Raw genomic sequence first — 21,267 nt, forward strand, 5'->3', positions numbered from 1 at the left:
ATTCATTCGCGTGCCAATGCCTCCGTTGGGTTGAGTTTGGCAGCCCGACGAGCAGGAAAATAACCAAAAACCAAACCAATTAGAGCGGAGAAACCGCACGCTAATAAAACGGGGAACAGGGTAAATACCATCGTAAATTCAGTGGTGAAATAAGAGAAAACCCACCCCGCTAACCATGCACCGACAATACCAATTAACCCGCCAAGCGAACAAATCATCACGGCTTCTATCAAAAATTGGTTCATAATATCTTGAGGACGCGCTCCGACGGAAAGGCGGATCCCGATTTCATGAGTTCGTTCCGTCACAGAAACCAACATGATATTCATCACCCCAACGCCCCCAACCAATAAGGAAATAGCGGCAATCGAAGTGATCAGTAATGACATTGAGTCGGATGTTTTTTGTAATGCATTTGCGAGCTGGTCATCCGACTCAATAAAAAAGTCCTTTTTACCATGTTCGCGTAATAACAAACGCTCAACCTGTAATTCAGCTTGTTGAGAAGTTAAGTTTTCAGGGAAGCGCAACGAAATAAATTCAATGGGTTTGTCCCCGACCACACGTTGCTGTAACGATGAGTAAGGCACCCACCCCATAACAAAGCCACTCGACATTTTGGGCCCCGGTTTACGGGCAATACCAATAATTCGCCATGGTGAATGACCAATCTGCACAATTTGCCCTAACGGCTCTTCTTCTGGCTGAAAAAGTACCTCTCGGCTTCCTTCATCCAACACAATAACGGGTTCGCTGTCTGCCATATCGAGCGTACTGAAGAAACTGCCATGTAAAAGCTGAAACCCTTGTGCCGCAAAATACTCTTCTGAAACGCCATTAAGCATGATGGAGTTATCCAAGCCTTTATTAACGACCATCGTCATGCTGCTCGCGACGGGGGAAACAGACTCAATCCATGGCAACTGCTTTAGACTTTTAACATCATTTAACGATAATGCACGCTCCATATCAGGCCGCTTAGCCCCCCACCCAGTACCAGGGCGAATTTCCAGAGTCGTGCTGCCAAGCTTCCCAATTTCATCCATGATGGAGCGTCTTGCCCCTTCCCCCACGGCCATTGATGACACCACAGAAGAAATACCGATGATAATTCCCAACATCGACAAAAATGCACGCATGCGATGACCGAGTAAGGCCCGCCATGCCATACGAATAGACTCAATAATATTGCGCCACACCGATGCACGGCCATTATCTTCAACAGAAGGAAGCTGGTTCCGTTGTTTTGTGTCTGTCTGAGCTTGGTTCTGCTTATCAGAAACAATTTTTCCATCACTAATTTCAATAATTCGCTGAGTTTGCTGAGCGATATTTTTATCGTGGGTCACAATCACAACAGTGTGACCATCGAGATGAAGTTGATGTAAAATATCCATCAATGCGTGGCCACTAGCGCTATCTAATGCCCCTGTAGGTTCATCCGCAAGAATGATTTGCGCACCATTAACCAAGGCGCGGCAGACACTGACACGCTGCTGTTGCCCACCAGATAATTGATAAGGTTTGTGATCCAAGCGCGTTTGTAACCCTAACTTTTCTGCTAATAAAGCAACTCGAGCGCTCCGCTCATCTTCTGGCATCGCCGTATATAAAGCTGGGATCGCAATATTTTCTTCTGCAGTCAGGTAAGGCATTAGGTGATAACGCTGAAAAATAAACCCAAGATATTGGCTACGTAATTCTGCCAACTGATCGCTATTCACCTCATGAACCGCAATCCCATTGATCAACACTTCTCCTTGAGAAGGCTTATCTAAACAACCAATGATGTTCATCAGAGTCGATTTACCTGAACCTGATGCGCCAATGATAGCGACCATTTCCCCTTGGTTAATTGATAGCGAAATATCATTCAAAACAGGAATAGTTTGCGTACCGGCTGAAAACTCACGGTAAACATGATGAAGTTCAATCAGAGGACGGGTAAAAGATACATTTCGTGTCGTCGCCATCATTAACTCGCCACATTATCTGATTGAATAACAACTTGTTCGCCCTCGCTAATGCCCTCAAGTACTTCGACGAAATGGCGATCATTAATCCCCACTTTGATGGTGCGAGTTTCCGGTTTTTCATTGTTGATCACAGTCACTTCATATTGGTTTGCACCTACAGCTCGCCCCAGAGCACTAACGGGGAGTCGTAAAGCATCTTTCGCTTGTGCAACACGAATAAATACTTGCGCTGTCATTGATGTCTTTAATGCACGATCGGCGTTATCAACCTCGAACGTTCCGTTGTAATAAATTGCACTGTTCTGTTGCCCACCAGAATTATTGTTATTTTCATCAAGCGCTTCAGGGGGAATGGGTTGAACATACCCCATCGTACTTTCGTAGTGCGTTTCAGGGTCCGCGATCACATAGAATGTGAGGGGTTGGCCTGGGTGGATTTTTTGAATATCTGCTTCCGAAATTCGTGTCTGAACCTGCATTTTATCTAGGTTCGCCAACACTAAAATGGTCGGTGCCGTCTGTGAAGAAACGATGGTTTGCCCTTCGTTCGCCACAATACCCAGTACTTCGCCACTAATCGGCGCGATGATTCGTGTAAAATTGAGGTTAGCTTGTGCAGTTTGTACATCCATTTCTGATTGTGTGATTAACGCCTCATTAACATTAACCTGCTGTAATTGCGCCTCATATTGTGCTTGCGCTTGTTCATATTCACTGCGAATACCAGAACCATCTCGCTGCATCACTACCTGACGCCGATAGGCTTTGATGTACTGTATTAAAGTTGCTTCCGCAGCCCGTTTTTGCGCCTGAGCACTGGATAACCGGGCGGTTGCATTTTTGAGCTCAGACTGCTGGATAGTTGGGTCGATTTCTGCTAATAACTCCCCTTTAACCACTTTGTCGCCTTGTTTTACATATAATTTTCTGATTTGCCCGTTAACCTGAGCACCTACATTAACTTGCATTGAGGGCTTTAATGTCCCCGTTACCATGACGACTTTTTCAATATCGCCACGTTCCACCGATAAAATTACGTTTTCATGCAATGCTGGGGCGGGTGATTGCCACACAAAACGGCCGATCACCACGACCAGCACAAGCAATGCCACTAACCCACCTAAAGTGCGTAATCGTTGGGTCGTTAAACCCAATTTTGGTGCTACATGGCGGGAGGTCATAAGGAAGTTCCTTCCATTGCCGCTAACAAAGAAGGTTCAGATTGAGGCGTGCCTGCTGTGACACAAGGGGCTTTATTGGTGCTGTTCTCAAGACTTAATTCCCCATCCACGATTCGGTAAAGTGCATCGAAATTAGCCGCTAACTCTTCACTATGAGTGACAACAATCAATGTTTTACCTGTTTTCTGGCAATGTGACTGAATGGTTGCCATGACTATTTTCGCCGTTTCTTCATCCAAATTGGCGGTGGGCTCATCCAATAACAAAATAGGGCGGGCACTGTACAACGAACGAGCCAATAACAAACGTTGACGTTGCCCAAGTGACAGCGCCGCATGGCTTTCTCTTATTAACGCATTAACCCCACCAGGTAATTGAGTAATCACTGCGCCGAGTGCCAATTTATCAAGCAGCACTTCGACTCTTTTTTTATCTTTTTCGCGGAAGTTAGGGTCAAATAGCGTAATGTTATCTAAGACGGTCGCATTAAATAAAATATCTTCTTGGCTTTGCAAGCAAACCAATTGCGTAAGCTGCTGCACACTGACGGCTTCACCATTGGATTCGCATACTCCTTGCTGTGGGCTGAATAAACCCGCAATGGTACGTAATAACGTGCTTTTTCCTGCCCCTGACTCCCCAACAATGGCAACCTGCGTGCCTGAAGGTAAGTCTAATGACACATTATTTAAAATCGGTTTTGCAGGGTCATAACTGAAATGGATCCCCTTGAAAGATAAGTGTGGTGCTTTTCCTTGTACTGAGGTTTGTTTTTCGTGGAATGGTGCGGTGTCCTGCTCGCTTTTCTTAGGGAATAAAGAATGGGCGCGTGTATCAATAATATGCAGTTGCGACTTATGTATAATCGCATAAAAAATACGCGTCACATAATTGGTAAAAATTTGACGCAAGAAACTATAAGCAAAGAAATCCCCCAACGAAATTAACTCATTGGCCACCATGGGTAAAACCACCAACATAAAAATGACCATCTCCAAACTACCAGTTAATTGATAGATGCCATCTTTAATTTGTTGATACACATTTCTGCGTTGTATACAGGTAAACAATTCACGACTTAGCCATGCAAATTGCGCCTTACGCTGATTTTCTATCCCTGCTGTTTTTATGGTCAGAATGCCTTGCAGCGTCTCCATAAAAAAGTCATTTAATTCTGCCGATTTTAGCTGTAACTGCTGGGTATACCACCGATCACGAATAATCGCCCATACGCTAATTAAGCCCATCACGGTAACACCCACAGCTGAAATAGCCGCTAATACGGGTGCAATCCAAAACATGGTACCTAATGCTATCGCACAAATAACCCAATCCGTTCGTAGCCCGTTATCCAGCTCAATTTTTTCGGTTAATGCCCCCTGCCAAGCGACAAAACGGCTAAAAACATCCCCGGGTGCGCGTTTTTCAAAAAATCGCAATGGATTACTCAATAAACGAGAGAAACCAACCCCACTTTTAATCAACACAAAGTGTTTTACGAATCTCTCACTCAGCATTCTCACACCAAGGGCTAATAGTGTTGCAACCACAAAGGCAACAATAAACCAGCCATAAGGGAAAATGGCATTTTTGGCGTCGGAAAAGGCTTGGTTGATTGCATTGCTCACCATGGCTGGCATTAAAAATAGCGTTAAAGAAACCAAAAAAGCGAATATCATCAACCAATAAACACCGCGAATCTCTGAGGTTTCTTTCAGGCTCATTGCATGAGGGGCTTTTTTCCCTGCCCCATCATTTTTGTCTTCCGGTGCTAATGATTCAATTTTTTCCAGCGCGGTATCCGGTTCTAAAATTAATGCATAACCGCTGATTTCCGCTTTTAATGCAGAGAAAGGTAGCCACTGCTGCCCAATTGCAGGGTTCATCACACACACGTTATTTCCCTTGCGATAAGCAAGCAGCACAAAATGGCTTGCTCCGTAATGTAAAATAGCGGGAAGTGGTAAACTATTGAGCTCTTGGTGCTCAAATAACACCGGTGTCGTCGCAATACCGTAATTGGCTAAAATGGACGAAAGGTCAATCAAAGAAGTTCCATGATCCGATGCTGGATAGACCTCTCGCAGAGTTTCAAGAGAAACGTTGAGACCTTGGGTTTGTGCTAACATCGCAATACATGCTAAGCCACATTCATTGGTTTCTTCTTGAGAAACAAAATTTGGAATAATATTTTTCATTATTATTTAATGGCTAATAAAATAAAGTGAATGGCTATGCCATAAAAGCCAATCATTGGGATAATGACGAACCGCATTTTCAATGATGGCTGGCATTTGAGTTGCAACATCTTTTGCTGCAACAGGCGGATAAACCTTGATTTGTAAACCATTTTGGTAGTACAGATGATAAAAAACTACCTGTGCCGAAATCGCACTGGACAAACGCACAACACCATTGTGTAGCTTTGCTGCACGGTTAAATAAGTGGCACGATAATTTGCTCGACGCCCCTTCCTCTGTTTGAACCGTGTAATCAGGGGTAATATCAGGGAAAACAATCATATTTTTTTGCCCTGCCGCCGTTTCTGTCATCGCAGTCATTAATTGGCTAGCTAATACTTTATTTCCCTGATGAATGGAACAATAAGATAAATTCACCTGGCCTAACTCACGTGCCGAAGCGTTATACTTTTGCTGCTCTGCGCTCGACGAAACCACCACCGTTGCATTCCCAGGAGTCACCCCCGCCCCAACCATGGTGGCTAAAACATCAGAAACCATATGCAACGGAGCAAGTACAACGGGTTTATTTTGTTGGTGTAAGGGCGCAACGACGCTATCAAGTTCAAGTGTACAAACTCGAACTTGCGCCATGATTTTTTGGTTTTGTCCCCATGTGGCTGCCTCTTCCAAAATGAAGCGTCGAACGGCTATCCAGCCCATATTAATATGCCCTTTCGTTTCCATTAAACTACGAAAGTTTTCCGTGGCGACTTTATTCCGATTACGATATTGACGACCTAATAAACCTACACGACATAATAAATTAGAAACAAATAATACCGATGTGATATAGCCTCGGCGCAATAACAACCGTAAAAAGGCAAGTCCACTATGATTGAGTTTTTGATATCCTTTTTTAAACGGCATCAAACAGTTTTTCGCTGTAAATACCGTCCAGACAATGAAAAACCGGATCACCGTAACTCCTTATTACTTTTATCTAATAACTCAAGCATATAGGCAGTAAAGTCTGCAAAATCACGGTCTTGGTAAACAACATAGCGTTTATTGATAATAAAGGCAGGTGTTCCAGTAATTTGATAAAATTTGCTAATTTCAAGCATATTTTTTAGACGTTCTTGAACGGCTTGGCTTTCACTGGTTTTTAGGTATTGGGTTGAATCAATATTATGCCGTTTTAACCATTGGTTTAAGACATCTTTATTAGCTAAATCAAGCTTATCGTTGATAACGGCAGTATAAAGATCCTGACGTAATTGAGATTCCCCCCCCATCTCTTCCAATGTCGCAAAAATAGGCGCATAGGCAGCCAGTCCCATATTATTATCCATGGCTAAATGAACGACTTTAAAGTTGACATTCTCAGGGAGTGTTTTTTCGAATTGGCTGACATTGTCATGATTTACTGCACAATAATGGCAACCATAAGAAAGGACTTCTATGATGCTATTATTTTCTTTTATTGGACTCAACAGAACTTGTTCACTATTAAATTCAATAAAAGAAGAGCCTTGTGCATCATCATTTGAGAAAGTATTAAAAACAAAAATATGATAGAACAAAACCGTCATGAGTGAAGAAGCAATAATAACAAATAGAGTATAAAGTGTGATAGTTATTGGTTTAAAACGAGTATTCATAACAGTTAATTCCATTCAGGTACGAAAAATACATGGGGATAACTCCCCATGTATCAATTAATAAAAATTAAATTTAATACTATGGAGCTGTTACATCACAGTTTGATGCACCAACAGCTTTCGCTTTGTATGTTTTGTTACCGTGCTTATCAGTACAAGTCGTTACTAATTGGCAAGATTTAACACCACCAACAGTGATGCTCTCGTAAGAATCAGTACAAACTTGTTTTGTTCCACCAACTACAGCAGCAGCTTCGATAGCATTTAACTTTTTCATGTTATTTCCTTTAATATAGATTTTAATTAATAAAACGCCCTATTTATTGATAATTAACACCAATAAATCCTTTAGATTTTTAATTAACACACGAATTACCACGTGAATAATTAAAAATTCAATCCTTCTAATTTCTCATTATTATCAAATAAAAAAATCGCTTTTCCTTTGACGCTTTTTGCTTTCTCTTTCTCACCTAATTCATTTAAAACAAGAATCCAAGAAAAATAAACATTAATATCTGGGCAAGAACGAGAATAGCTTTCTGCCCAAGACGAAAATAAATTCAAGTAATAGGGGTTCTGTGTCTCGTTATAGCGTAACAAATACCCCATATTGAGATCCAATTTATAACGATCATTGATTAAGTAATATTTCCACTCGCTATAATCGGGCTCATTCATAGAAAGAAGAAACTGTTGCCCTGTTTTTTCGATATACGTTAAATATTGCTGCGTTTGCAAAGTAAAATACAGCAACCCCATGGATAACAAACCACCTAACGCAATAATTGTTTTCGAACAATACCCTACAATTTTATTTAAATGATATTTTTTAGTTGGAATATCGGCACAACGTATTAGTAGTATCAATACCACCCCATGAGGTATTGATAGCCACAATGGAAACTCTGTCATCATATGAAAAACAATTGGTAACGCAATAACTAAAAAAACATAATTATTATTTTTATTTTTTAATGAAGAATAAAGTAGATACCCACTACCAATAATAACTAACAATATCGCAGCAATGCCAACTACCCCACCTTCAACCATCCAACGTAATATCTCATTATGTGGATGTGATATGACCCTTTCACTGGTTCCAAGTAACCCACCACCAAAGCGCTCTAAAAATACAGATTCAAAACTACCAACACCCGTACCAAATAAAATATTTTCACTAAATAAATATAAACTATGCTGCCATAACACCCATCTAATGTGCGATGTCTGTAATTTACTTTCAGAAAAGTCAGAAATATTAAAACCAATTTTTATTCCATAGCCAATAATAAGACCGATAACAATCGATATTAAAGAATAAAAAATATATTTACGATGATACTTTGCAAAAAAATAAAAAACAATAACAATTAATAATAAATTTAAATATCCAGTTAATGATTGAGACAATGGCAATACCACGCTCATTAAAACGAGACTCACAATAATAATGGCTGACGCATACCATGTGACAGTTCTCATTAAAATAAACATACCTATTGCACTGGCAATGCCAACACAAATAAAACTAGAAAGAACATTAACTTGTTGGAATACGCCATATGGCCTATCCCCTGATATCGGAAAAAAATTAAAAATTTGTGCTATTGAAAATAGGCTCTCAATAATAGCAGAAAATAATATACTGCAAACAATTATTTTCAATACAGTTTCTGAAATATTTATTTGCAGTAAAGCTTGATAAAAAAATAACGCGCCCAATAACCAATATGCTGTCAAGTATGCATTAAACTGGTAATCTTTAGGCGCAAAAAAACACAAACCTAATAATAAGACCAATCCAATCGTAATATAATTACTCGACTTAGAGTAATATAATCTTGAATTTTTAATTTGTGTAATACTAACCACTACAATAAAAAAAGCAATAAAAAAACCACTAATTATATTGAATGGTAATGACAAACCTGTTCCGCCCATATTCGGCAGATAAATATGCAATATAATGCCAAAAAATATAACGACAAAACTTAAAAGAACCCATGGATAACGTTCTTTTTTATTATCTTTAATTTTGATTGCAAACATCATGTTTTCATTCGTTATTGATAATTTAATGTATAGTACGCAGTACTATAAAAATTCCCATAGGTAATCGTTTGGTTAATTCTCGCTTCAGGCTCAGCCTCGACATAAGCCTTAAATTGAATTTCCGTATTATTTGTTGCCAGATTTTGTGCTAATGATGGCGTATTCAATTCTATGGGTGTTTCATTTAAGTTTAATAACCCAATACCGATTCCGCTAGCTTCACTTTGGTCACTAATCGCAAGATGGTCAGGAAGATTCTTATTTTCAATTCCATTAAAAGTCACTGTCACCGATTTAAATATGGTCGTATTACAATTCGTTAAATGGATTGAGAAAATTAAAGGTTTCGACTTACCTTCTTTATAAAGGTCTTTAACCGAAATTTGTTGAAAATCAACAGGGACCTTCTCACTTCCCGGCGCTATCTGACATGGCGTAGCAATAACCATGCCTCTGAATGAATAGCTTCCCATATTAGTTGGGATCACACTCGCACTCATCGGCCCCGAGACTAATAAATATAAGCCAATCGACAATAAATATTTTGTACGCTTTATCTGATTATTATTTCGCATGATCGGCCTCATTGGAATTCAGCAAGGATTGTCCCGGTACTTGTAAATTCACCTTCTTCCACACTACTACCAGGCGCAGCTATTGGCGCAGCCGTTAAGTTCCAGGTACCTTGGTTATTAATAAAGTCAGGCACTTGGTATGCTTGATTCGGTTTTACCAATGTACCCGCCACATTATCAGTCACCACAATGCCAAGATTTGTGCGTTTCACACCGTTTTTTAACGTACCGAAATAATCAGGGTTAAAATCCGCACTGCCTGACGCCCCCGGTAAGAGTGACAGCTTGATATTTAAATCACCTGTCGTAAAACTTCCACCGGTACATTTAACTGGGATCTTAAAGGGCTGAGCATAATTAATTCCATTTAACTGTTCACTCGTATTTGCTACATCAAGAAAATCAATATTAATTGGGTTACCTTCATTAATCGTACACTCATCAGCAACCGTGATGATCCCTGCTCCTAAAACAACCCGAGTTGAAGGGATTGGCGCATAAGCTGTACTGCCATTCGCTGGGCTGCCTTTTTTGGCAAAAACCTGTACCAGCTCAGCTTGGTTGATGGTAATGCCATTAATAATCGGTTTTTTCAGCCTAAACGTGATTGTCCCACTCGACCCTGTCCGTAGCTCGACGCCATAGTCACGGCTATTAACACTCGGTGGTGTACACTCTATTGGGTCAGATCCCCCATTCCACATATCCTTCACTGGGACAGTAACTTTCTGACCAACCCTTCCCCCTATTTGAATTTCAACTTTTACATCAAAATATTCATTAAGGTTCAGGTACCCTGGGTTTTGCATTGATGTAGGAATGGTTGACATTAAATCAAATGTCATTCCTGAATCAGGATCTGAATTTCCAGGACCTCCTGGCTTCATATAACTTTGGCAGTAAATATCGAAAAAAGGCCAGTTACCCACATCAAAATTGAATACTGTTTCAGCATCTTTCTCATTGACCAGTAGCTGATTATTCATTGTCGCTTCGAATGTGTAAGTCCCCCCATCAGGTATAGCGGAGCCGTGAGGAAAGCCTAAAGCAGATAACGGCATTAACCCTATTGTGAATAGACCGGCCACAATAGTCATATCTTTTAGTTTTTTGTTGTTGGATACAAACATGGTTATAAATACTCCAGTTTTAGCCTAACTAATCCGCTAAAAGTTCCCGCTGAAACAGACTGTGCTGTAGATTCCAATGAGGCATTAAGTGTAATGTTGTTATCACCAGGTTTGATCACCCATGAACTTGTTGGCTGATTGACCATTAAGTTTTGATGATCTTTACTGGAAATACGTAATCCTGCGCCTCGAACATCGCCTGTAACTCGCACAAGATCAGGGTTAAAAAAATCCGTATCTCCCGCAATACTCAATGAAACTGCGCTTTCTCCCGTCAAGTAATAACGCTGAGCATTTTGAGTTGCCTCTCCAGCAGCATTCACAAATGACTTGGATGCCCCGCGTTGGCAATCTTTGAGCCGAATATTAAATGCAACAGGAGTACTTCTATCGCCAATGCGGTGAAATTCTCTGGCATTGATGTCACCTAAATCGACATACTGCTCTTGTGTTTCTAATTCAAGAACACAAGGTGATGCATAAACGCTTCCTGTCAAATGCACAGTACTATGTACGTCTAGCAATGTTTGGCGAGACAGCTTTTCATCCGCAATTTCTGCAACTGCGGAGAAACTTCCTAATCCCAATAACACGATCCCTAAGCACCTAATGTTCATATCAATACTCCTAGCGAATCTGTTGCTCTGGTGGTAACGCTTTACACGTATTTCCGCTACAACTGTATTTAAGTTCTGGATGACCACCATAATCATTCACATACATCATGGTGAAACTCTCGCCTGAACTATTGACCTTAATATCGAGATGCGATTTAGGGGCAATCATCACCCCTGGGAAATCGGTTAGTTTTTTTCCACCTTCTGCCACTGGTTTATTATTAAGGCTAATAATGGTTACAAAATAAGGTGTTGGGTTTTCAGCACGCCAGTTATTTCCCTGTTTATAAAATATGACTTGGTCTTGCCAAACCGCACTTCTAGATTTAGGAATAATGGCTGTCGGCCGATAAAATAATTTAATACGCGATTGCATCGCTAACTGTAAAACATTCGGTTTATCGGGTTTTGGCGGAACTTCGCGCACATTTAAATAAAATAGACTTTCACGATCTTGAGGTAACTTATCTATCTCGGCTGTTTTTGAAACACGAGCAACCCCTTTTTGCCCCCCATTAATGCGCTGTAATGGTGGCAATACAACTAATGGCGATGTAATTTTTTTTCCATTGGCATCTTCAACCCATGACTGAGCAAGAAAAGGAATACTTGAGCTGGTGTTTGATAAATTAGCACTCGCAGAATTTTCATCGCCTGTAATAATCAGTCGCGTTCTATCCAGTGAAATACCTGCATATGATTGCCCTACGCCAACCATCATAACTAGCAAACCACCTACCCATTTATTTATACGAATCGCCATTTTCTCTACCTTATAGAATACTTTTTCAAACTGTCATTACATTATTGGCAAGGCAGCAAAACTGACATGCCCGAATTTATTTTTTCAGGCAGTTGAATTTTACATTGCGCTTTTCCACCCCAAGATACTGTTAACGTTTCTTTAGGATTTACTGCCATCAAGTACGCCAACCCATTTTCCATTAACATGGCAATGTTAATTCCATCCGCGTTTGTCACATCAGCACCAAACGGAGGTACCGTATCGTTATAACGAATGGTGGCAATGAGCTTTTCACCTTGTGCAACATCAAATCGCTGATAACCGATTGCCCCTTCTGTTAATGTCGAGGTTGCGATCGCCTTATTGGTATCAACGTTATTTTTTAACTTATCGACATCAATACGTGTGTCGAAGCTGTAATAGCTGACAATATCAGGCACAACAGAGATACCAGCCCAGTTAGTTCGCGTTTTTTCATGGTTAAACGGCACGCCACCAACACCGTTGGTATCGACCATAATTCTTGCTGTATCCGTTGTACCGGTGCTGTTATGCAATGCAGCACCATGCTTAGTAGCAGTGAAGCCACCGCGCAATGTCCCGTTGATCGATGCCGTTTGTCTTTCTTGATAGCTCACATTGGTATTAACTTCAGCAAGTTGCGTCCGTTTTTGATAATATCCATCAAACCGGACGCGATCATCGCTGCTTCGGCCGGCTCTAACTCGCCATAAATTATTCGTATCCCTGTTATCACTGTAAGACAGCATATGGCTGGTCTTACTACCACTATTTTGCAAGTCGTATCCAGCCCAACGGCTATCACCAACAGGCACTGAAATCGAAAGTGAAATGCTATCGTCACGTCGACCTCGATAGTCAGAACGGTAAGCCGCAATATTGGTTGAGACACCATTGATGCCCATTAGACGAAATGTTCGCCCCACGGATAAGCCATATCTATCTTGAGATGTTTGGTCCCAAAAGGTCTGATGGGTATAAGTTAAGAATACTGTCGTTCTCCAATCAGGATCATCCGCCCAAAAAGTTTTATTCCCTGTAACGGTATACATCTCTTTTTGACGGCCAATACCCAGATATTTGTTTTCACGCTCATCTAAATATTGCGACAGCGTTCTAAACTTATCCTGCGAGAAGCGGTAACCCGCAAAAGTAATCGTACTGTTAAGTTCATCAAATGACTTTGAATAACTCAGACGATAAGAAGAACCCGTTTGTGTGTTATCACCCGGCATTCGGCTAATGGATTGTGTGATATCTGCAGAAAGTGCACCAAATATAGATAAATCGCGCCCTAACCCAGCAGATATTGCAGTGTAATCCCTACCCGCAAAAAGTAGGCCGCCAATGAGTGACCAGTTATTGCTCAGCCCCCAAGAGAAATCTCCCGTGGCAAACATTGGCCCCTCAGGCTTGTGATTAAATCGAGATGGCTTACCGACCGAAGCGTTGTAACGCACATAACCCGGGCGAGTTAAATAAGGGATATTTGCCGTATCAACTTGAAAAGTCGATACCTCGCCGTCATCACCTTCAACTTTGACATCCAAGGTTCCACGGATTGAGCTTTGCAAATCTTGAATACTGAATGGCCCCGCAGGTACCGTCGTTTCATAAACGACACGCCCAGCTTGAGTCACAACAATTTTTGAATTGCTTTTCGCGATACCATTAATCTGTGGTGCATATCCTCGTAGATTCGGCGGTAACATACGTTCATCACTGGCAAGGTTAAAACCAGTGAAGCGAATCGTGTCAAAAACCTGAGAACTTAGATAAATTTCACCCAGTGTCAGCTTAGCCGCCATGTGGATCAGAGGACGATATGCATAAAACTGGTTCCAATCGAATTTTCTATCGCCACGCTCGTTATAATTAGCTTGATAATCAGCTCTAAAACGCCATGCCCCCAAGTTAAATCCCGTTTGGCCATATGCTGATAATGAGTGTTTATTTGTATGTGTCGTCAAAGAACGAGAAACTGACCCGGTCAGGTTATAATCAAATATAAGGCCTGAAACCCCAGAATCCCAACGCTCAGGCGGCACCCAACTAGGATCGGAATATTTCATCCATGCCTGTGGAATAGTGATATCCAGTTTGCCTTCATGATTATTAATTTTAACGCCTGAAATAGGTAAAATATTTGAACATTCAGGGGATATGGCTTGGATTTTTTTTAACGCATCTTCTTTGAGCGCTAACATTTCAATTTGCTTAGGGGTAAAACAAACTAATGATTTTTCACTATCGTGAGGATCGGTAATATAAGTGACCTTCTGCTGAGACAATGATTGTCCATTAATATAGAGATCTAATAAATATGTCCCAGGAAATACGAAATTATCTTTAGAGAATCGAGTTAAATCAATATTGTTACGGTCACCAACATCTAATACGTCAACATTAAACTCAACAAGATCATTTGCAGACATATTTGGTGAATAGCAAAGTACTGCAATATATATTGCAAATAGTTTTTTTATATTATTTATATTTCCATTTAAAATAATCATTTTAGTTACTCAGTATTCACTCATTAGGCTAGAGATTTAGCTCAATTCTCTTTTATATGTAATTATTATTAGCTTTAGAAATAATCCATTCTAAACCTTAGAACTCCAGCGAAATCACCTGCCTTAATATGCTTTTGATAAGCAACTAAAATTGCAGTAAAATCTAATCTATTGCGCCCTTCTAATAATGTGTAATCCGGCATTTTTCTATTAAGTTTAAGTATTTCGCCGTGAGAGTCTCTAAACTGAATTCCAAACCCCTCTGAATCGCCGCTTACTTGTAAAAGTTGATCATCATTAACAGATGTTCCCATCATGGTTATTTGCGCGCGTGATGCACTACCTTTATCATTAGAAGGCAACGTACATCCAACGAGCTTTATAGCAAAATTCTTACTCACCAGCATATTGACTTCAGGAGTGATCTCTCGGGCACTGATTTCACCAAAATTAACCCAAAGTTCTCGGCTTTCAGGATCAATCGTACATGAGGCTTCTATTAATTCACCTTGCATTACAATATCACCGGGGGTGTTATTGGCGGTCATTCCCCAACTTAATAGAGGCCATAGCAAACTAGAGCCTAGTGCTATTTTTGCAACCCGAATAGTCATGGATAATACCATTTAGTTATTGGTAGATTTTATTAATGCGGAGTATTTAACACTCCGCATCTTGGTATAAAATCAATTACAAATTATTGGTAATCAATTTTAAAATTGATGGTTGAATCAAAGCTACCTGGAGTTACTGCATTAGATGCATTATCAGATTTTAAATAAGCAACGAATGGAATTGCAGTTTTACCATCAGTTAAATTAACTGCTGTAGAAGCTTGTCCCCAAACAACATCTTTATTTCCATTGTCTCTTAAACCGATACCAGCACCACTTGCAGTACCTGAAGTGAACGCCGCTAATGTATTATCATTAGGGTTAATAGTTGATGGTGTATAAGTTACAGTTGCAGTTTGTGCAACGGTAGTATCACACCCTTGCAGAACGATATCTTTCTTGATATTACCTGCACGCTCACCATTTTTTAAATTAGAAACAGGGATCTGATAAAAGTTTACTTTTACAGGACTTGATTCTTCACTTAAACCACAAGCAGAATTCACTAATTCACCTGAAAATTCGATAGTACCGTTAGTAGGTGTACCAGTATAAGCAGCCATTGCTGCGAACGAAGCAAAGCCTGATGCAAATACAGCACCCATTACAAATTTATTCAATTTCATGATTATTTAATCCTGTATAATACTCGTATAATGTATGTTTCGCCAAATAGTTGTTAATAACAACTTTAGATAAAAATAATCATTATTTTTAATTAAATTAATGATTATTTTTAATAAAGTTATCATATATACAAGTTATATTTACTGATTACACTTTGTAAAATAGGTTAGATTTTTATTAACTGAATTAACGCCACATTTTTTTAGTGTCTTTATCTAAGATAGCAAAATAATTATTTTCATTTTTTATAATACATTGTAATCTTTCATTATCGTATCTATCTATTACATGATTAAAAAGGTCTCTCCATGACTTATTGAATATCAAAAGGATTGTGTCCATCATTTCAAATGTCAGTTTTGTTTTTCCCGTTTCATATCGAGATATCTGCTGTTGACTAATATTCAATCTTTTTGCCAACTCTTCCCCTGTTAAGTTTCGCTCTTTTCTAATTCCTCTCAGATACTGCCCTATTTCTTTATTTATCTCATTAGAAAAATAAGTCATTTAATTTAACCTTTATATTAAAAATTAATTATAGGCACCAATCTGAACCATAGATACCGTCCTAAAATTTTTGATTATTATATGTCTGATTATTTATTTTGTATAATCGATAGAGCAAATTGATTACTATTAAAAACATTTATCGCTCTATTAATATAGGAGAAATGTAACAAAAAAAAATCACACTTAAATTAATAATATAAATAACAGTATGTTATAGATTAAAAACCAAAGCTTACCACCCAAAAAATTACATTTTGATACACTTAAAAATATTAAAACATATTTTTTACTAATGAGATGTATTTTATGGTTAAATTTCAACCACGAAATACAACTTAAAAAAGTAGATTTACTCAGATTTTGTGTTTGTAAATTATATGAGATTTTTTTAAGATTTATCTTAACCTTGTTATTTACAAACACCAACAAATTAATTATAAATTACCGTAAAATTTATAATCGAAATTATATACCACAGAAATCATCACTAGCACCCAATAAATTCCAACACAGTCTAAAAATCAGGGGATTTATTACACTAATAATGAGTATTAAGAGATTATATTTCACACATGTAATTTTGTGCTTTGATAAAGTGAATGCCTAATACTGAGAAACTTCAGTACTGGCATTAGATAATATCAGGTAGGAATACAATTAAAGAACGTCAACCTTTATTAAGATTTTATTCGTTGTGTTTGCTGGCTCCGCATGCGATAAGCAAACGCACTTCCCACGATGGCTAAATAGATAAATGGTTCAGGCGTTAAGGTTTTTAATGACAAAGTATAGTGGCAAAGCGCCAATATGAGCGTAGGGTAAAGCAGCATATGAATTCTTTTCCACCATATGCCCAAATAAAGACGTATACGGTTGAATGAACTGACTGCCATCAACAATAAACACAACCAAGCTATCGCGCCAATCACTAAATAGAGCCGCGAAAAAATCTCTTCGAAAAATAGCACCAAATTATTTATGCCAATTTCCAGTAATAGATAACTACTTAAATGCAGCACAGCCCAGAAAAAACACCATAACCCCAGTAATTTTCGCGTCTGAAACAAGGCAGTAAATCGCAATAATTTCGCAACCAGTGGGATCAGTACAATAATAACAAGCAAACGTAAAGCAGCTATTCCTGTAAAATGTTGGATATCTTTGGCAGGGTCGGCTCCAAGCCGTTGGGTATCGACTAAAAAAATCAGCCATACCAAAGGGAGCAAAGCAATAAGATGAAAGCTCCCTTTGGTTAATCCAACAATGAACTTATTGTCTTGGGGCATCAATAATATCTCCGCAAATCCATTCCTTGATACAAACTTGCCACTTGTTCGCCATATCCATTAAACAACAATGTTGGCTGGCGGGTCACTTGGCCTAAGCCCCCAGCACCAATAAAACGTTCGGTGGCTTGTGACCAACGAGGATGGCTTACATCTGGATTCACATTGGCAAAAAAGCCATATTCGCTCGGCGCTGATAAGTTCCATGTCGTGTCAGGCATTTGCTCAGTAAGGCGAATTTTGACGATAGATTTAATCCCTTTAAAGCCATATTTCCATGGTACGACCAACCGGATCGGTGCTCCGTTTTGGTTGGGTAATGTTTTTCCATAAACGCCGGTCGCCAGCAAAGTCAGTGGATTCATAGCTTCGTCTAAGCGTAGCCCTTCAACATAGGGGTACGATAAACCACCACCAATATAACGACTTTTTTGTCCTGGCATTTGTTCTGGTGCGTAGCGTGTTTCAAAAGCCACATATTTAGCTTTGCTAGTGGGTTCGACTAGAGCCAATAATTTCGCTAAAGGAAAGCCAACCCATGGAATGACCATCGACCAAGCCTCAACACAGCGCATGCGATAGATGCGCTCCTCTAAGGGAAACTTAGTGTTTATGTCATCTAAATTAAGCGTCAGGGGACGATTCACTTCGCCATCTATTGTCACCGTCCACTCATCCGTGACTAAAGTATGGGCATTCTCGGCAGGATCGGATTTACCGAGCCCAAATTCATAAAAATTATTATAACCAATCACTTTATCTTCAGGGGTGAGGGTTAAAGATGGCTGAAACTCTTCAGGTTGAATAAATGTCAGAGGTTTTCTTGGCGTCATCGGAGGTGTTGGCGTATCGTCATCGAACCAAGAAAACAGCCCTGCATTAGCCGTCGTCGCAACGGTTAAACCTGCAGCTCCAATGCCTAAAGCCTTAAGTAGCTGACGGCGTTTCATAAAAAAGAGGGTTTCATCCGTGATTTGAGATGCGGGAATTTTAGGTAACTTTTTCATCATGCGCTCCATAGCAAAAAGGATATGAAATTAGTTATACCGAAAGTACGACAAAAGTGGCTGACAGTAAGATGACAAATTTGTCATCTTACTTAATTGTAGGAAATTTCAGGGTAATGGTACTGGTTCCTGCATGGTGTTCAAAACTCGCTGATCCGCCATGTAATCCGACTATCGCTTTCACAATCGCTAACCCGAGTCCTGTTCCCTCTGTCGTTCGAGCATTATCCCCGCGCCAAAAACGGGTGAAAATTTCATCACTATTTTGTAGAGGTTTACCTTGGTTAGTAATTTTAATTTCTCGCTGTTGCGGCAGCGCAATAATTTGGGTAACGACGCGAGTGCCTGAGTGAGAATATTTAATCGCGTTGGAAACAATATTCACTAAAACTCGGCTGAGTAATACTGGATCAGCATCCAGAGTCAGGTATGAGGGCTCACAATACAGCTCAATCTGTTTTTCTTCTGCATAGGCAGAAAAGAGTTCGTAAACATCGTTAACTAACGTATATAAAGAAAGTTTTTCTCGATTTAAGGTAATATTTTTATTTTCCGCACGGGCAATAAACAAAGTACTTTGGATCATTTGTGACAGTTTATCGAGCTCTTCAATATTACTGACTATCATCCCTTCATATTCGCTAACACTGCGCGAGCGCTGAAGTGTAATTTCATTTTGTACCCGAATCGCATTAATTGGGGTTCTCAACTCATGCGCCAAGTCATCAGCAAATTGAGTAAGTTTGACAAAATCATGCTTTAACCGCTGGCGCATCGTATTCATTGATTCGCCCAGCTCTTTTAGCTCTTGTGGTAGCTGATCAATATCGATTGGATCATTTAATGCATGAACGTCTGTTTTGACCGTTATCTGGCTCAATGCTTGAATGTCGGATAACCCTTTTTTCAACAGCCATAAGCTAAGTAGCCCCATCAGCAAAATTGAGAGGACAGAAATCACCACACTTTGGGTAAGATATTGAGCCAACACGCCACTACGGTCGACAGAAACTTTACCAAGCACCACATGGAGCGACCCTATTGGAGAATTCATCGAAAAATAGACCGCAGAAATAGGGATGCCTTGAGCAGTTTGCCAATGGTTAATGGCATTGATGTTTAGCTGCTCAAGATTGACTAACTGAAGAGGTTGGGAGCCCAATAACTCGCGATTGGTTGTGACCAATATTTGCCCTGCTGCATCAGAGATTTGGATCAAGTCTTGGCGCATATCCATCATGCTTTGGAAATACATGGGAAGTGTTTTGATATCAATGCCACCAGCGATGAGTTTGGCAAGCTGCTCCGCACGGTTAACCAGTAAATTATTATCTTGTTGAGATAGTTCATTTTTGAGTGAATGATACAAAATCCATGTCACCACTCCAGCATTAGTAACCATAAGAATGATAAACAGAGAAATAAGTTTGAATCGAAGTGATTTCTTTTTCATTCTATTGGCCTATTTAAACGGTATCCCATCCCTCGAATGGTTTCGATGAGTTTAACGTCAAATTCATCATCGATTTTTTTTCTCAATCGACGGATAGCCACATCAATAATATTCGTGTCACTTTCAAAATCGATGCCCCAAACTTCGCTAGCAATTAAGGTTCTAGGTAAAATTTCATCGCAATGTAGAACGAAAAACAGCAATAAGGAAAACTCTTGCCGAGTTAAGGTGATTTTCTTTCCAGCACGCTCAACATCGTGGCGAGTTAAGTCGATTTTTAAATCCGCAATAGTTATGGTGGTTGAGGCTGGCTGGTTAATTTTTAATTGGTTTTTAACCCTGGCTAATAATTCAGAAAACGAAAACGGCTTAACGAGATAGTCATTGGCACCAAGCTCTAAACCTTTAATTCTGTCATCAACGGCATCCCGCGCAGTGAGGCAAATCACCGGTATGTTTTTAGCTGTGCGTAAGATTTTTAAAATTTCCCAGCCATTCATACCAGGCAGCATGATATCGAGGATCACCAATTGATAACTGTTTTCTAAGGCAAAATAGAGACCATCGCGACCATCATTAGTCACATCAACGAGAAAACCCGCTTCTTCTAACCCATTTTTGACCCACACTTGGGTTTTTAGGTGATCTTCAATTAATAGTATTCTCATAGGAACCTAATAGTGACTTTATTTGACTTAACTCCATTTCATCTTAAAGAAATTTTCCCTTTAAAGAAACGGGTAGGAATTTAACCATAAAATACTCGGAGAAAGACAGCGGGAAAAAACAACATGGGGCCATTAAAAGCAACTCGTAGAATGGTGAGTGGGCCGGCACGAAAAATGGAAATTAGCTGCTTTCATCGACGAGTAAGTATTGTTTCGTAGGCAAATAATCCCTTTTCCCTCGCATTTATAACACAGAATAGAAATTGATTAACCAAATATAAAACTTTAGTTAATTAGTCTTCAATTACCGACTTGGCGGATAATAAATAATTTTTTATTTCACTCATAGAATAAAGGCATTATATTTATCTAAAAAAATTAATGTGTTAGGTCGATTAATTTAGATATGATTGACCTTTTTTGACTAAATAGGGAAACG

At 39.5% G+C, this 21,267-nt stretch carries 19 protein-coding genes; all 19 read right to left on the reverse strand.

Annotated elements, in window-relative coordinates; all coding sequences use genetic code 11:
- Positions 1-2 precede the first annotated feature (2 nt).
- A complete protein-coding gene (locus PZ638_RS18300; protein WP_094962370.1) occupies positions 3-1,976 on the reverse strand; it encodes an ABC transporter permease in 1,974 nt (657 codons plus the stop codon).
- Positions 1,976-3,157, reverse strand: coding sequence for an efflux RND transporter periplasmic adaptor subunit (locus PZ638_RS18305; RefSeq protein WP_232062933.1), 1,182 nt, complete (start codon positions 3,155-3,157; stop codon positions 1,976-1,978). Before PZ638_RS18305 ends, PZ638_RS18300 begins: the two co-directional genes overlap by 1 nt.
- Positions 3,154-5,355 (reverse strand): peptidase domain-containing ABC transporter, encoded by a 2,202-nt coding sequence (locus tag PZ638_RS18310; RefSeq protein ID WP_110591116.1) that lies wholly within the window; start codon positions 5,353-5,355, stop codon positions 3,154-3,156. Before PZ638_RS18310 ends, PZ638_RS18305 begins: the two co-directional genes overlap by 4 nt.
- A 6-nt stretch (positions 5,356-5,361) precedes the next feature.
- Positions 5,362-6,318 carry a lysophospholipid acyltransferase family protein gene (locus PZ638_RS18315; RefSeq protein ID WP_036958073.1) on the reverse strand — a complete coding sequence of 319 codons (957 nt, stop codon included), beginning with the start codon at positions 6,316-6,318 and terminating at the stop codon, positions 5,362-5,364.
- Positions 6,315-7,001, reverse strand: coding sequence for a thiol:disulfide interchange protein DsbA/DsbL (locus tag PZ638_RS18320; RefSeq protein WP_226617008.1), 687 nt, complete (start codon positions 6,999-7,001; stop codon positions 6,315-6,317). Before PZ638_RS18320 ends, PZ638_RS18315 begins: the two co-directional genes overlap by 4 nt.
- A 79-nt stretch (positions 7,002-7,080) precedes the next feature.
- Positions 7,081-7,278: a DUF4762 family protein gene (locus PZ638_RS18325; protein WP_004259555.1), complete on the reverse strand. Its 198-nt coding sequence runs from the start codon at positions 7,276-7,278 to the stop codon at positions 7,081-7,083.
- A gap of 110 nt (positions 7,279-7,388) precedes the next feature.
- A complete protein-coding gene (locus PZ638_RS18330) occupies positions 7,389-9,059 on the reverse strand; it encodes an O-antigen ligase family protein (RefSeq protein WP_164456104.1) in 1,671 nt (556 codons plus the stop codon).
- An 11-nt stretch (positions 9,060-9,070) separates the two neighbouring features.
- The gene (locus PZ638_RS18335) at positions 9,071-9,634 is read right to left on the reverse strand and encodes a fimbrial protein (RefSeq protein WP_226617009.1); all 564 of its coding nucleotides are present in this window, start codon (positions 9,632-9,634) and stop codon (positions 9,071-9,073) included.
- 8 nt (positions 9,635-9,642) lie between these two features.
- Positions 9,643-10,764, reverse strand: a complete 1,122-nt coding sequence (locus tag PZ638_RS18340) for a fimbrial protein (RefSeq protein ID WP_094962365.1) — start codon at positions 10,762-10,764, stop codon at positions 9,643-9,645.
- Positions 10,765-10,766: 2 nt separating this feature from the next.
- Entirely contained in the window at positions 10,767-11,381 is a 615-nt protein-coding gene (locus PZ638_RS18345) for a fimbrial protein (RefSeq protein ID WP_004259573.1), read from the reverse strand.
- 10 nt (positions 11,382-11,391) lie between these two features.
- A complete protein-coding gene (locus PZ638_RS18350) occupies positions 11,392-12,144 on the reverse strand; it encodes a fimbrial biogenesis chaperone (RefSeq protein ID WP_004259578.1) in 753 nt (250 codons plus the stop codon).
- 41 nt (positions 12,145-12,185) lie between these two features.
- Positions 12,186-14,663 carry a fimbria/pilus outer membrane usher protein gene (locus PZ638_RS18355; RefSeq protein WP_144140505.1) on the reverse strand — a complete coding sequence of 826 codons (2,478 nt, stop codon included), beginning with the start codon at positions 14,661-14,663 and terminating at the stop codon, positions 12,186-12,188.
- A gap of 74 nt (positions 14,664-14,737) precedes the next feature.
- The gene (locus PZ638_RS18360) at positions 14,738-15,277 is read right to left on the reverse strand and encodes a fimbrial protein (RefSeq protein ID WP_004259587.1); all 540 of its coding nucleotides are present in this window, start codon (positions 15,275-15,277) and stop codon (positions 14,738-14,740) included.
- An 83-nt stretch (positions 15,278-15,360) separates the two neighbouring features.
- Positions 15,361-15,903, reverse strand: coding sequence for a fimbrial protein (locus tag PZ638_RS18365; protein ID WP_004259591.1), 543 nt, complete (start codon positions 15,901-15,903; stop codon positions 15,361-15,363).
- Between the two features lie 187 nt (positions 15,904-16,090).
- The gene (locus PZ638_RS18370; RefSeq protein ID WP_004259596.1) at positions 16,091-16,411 is read right to left on the reverse strand and encodes a helix-turn-helix domain-containing protein; all 321 of its coding nucleotides are present in this window, start codon (positions 16,409-16,411) and stop codon (positions 16,091-16,093) included.
- Positions 16,412-17,091: 680 nt separating this feature from the next.
- The gene (locus tag PZ638_RS18375; RefSeq protein ID WP_206277939.1) at positions 17,092-17,700 is read right to left on the reverse strand and encodes a protein-methionine-sulfoxide reductase heme-binding subunit MsrQ; all 609 of its coding nucleotides are present in this window, start codon (positions 17,698-17,700) and stop codon (positions 17,092-17,094) included.
- Complete coding sequence (gene msrP, locus PZ638_RS18380; RefSeq protein ID WP_094962362.1) at positions 17,700-18,707, reverse strand: protein-methionine-sulfoxide reductase catalytic subunit MsrP; 1,008 nt, start codon at positions 18,705-18,707, stop codon at positions 17,700-17,702. Before msrP ends, PZ638_RS18375 begins: the two co-directional genes overlap by 1 nt.
- Positions 18,708-18,795: 88 nt before the next feature.
- Positions 18,796-20,160 carry a heavy metal sensor histidine kinase gene (locus tag PZ638_RS18385; protein ID WP_206277940.1) on the reverse strand — a complete coding sequence of 455 codons (1,365 nt, stop codon included), beginning with the start codon at positions 20,158-20,160 and terminating at the stop codon, positions 18,796-18,798.
- Positions 20,157-20,828 carry a heavy metal response regulator transcription factor gene (locus tag PZ638_RS18390; protein WP_004259607.1) on the reverse strand — a complete coding sequence of 224 codons (672 nt, stop codon included), beginning with the start codon at positions 20,826-20,828 and terminating at the stop codon, positions 20,157-20,159. The genes PZ638_RS18385 and PZ638_RS18390 overlap by 4 nt, the downstream gene beginning before the upstream one ends.
- Positions 20,829-21,267 lie beyond the last annotated feature (439 nt).

It is taken from the genome of Providencia hangzhouensis, from assembly GCF_029193595.2.
In the GTDB taxonomy this organism is placed as follows: Bacteria; Pseudomonadota; Gammaproteobacteria; order Enterobacterales; family Enterobacteriaceae; genus Providencia; species Providencia hangzhouensis.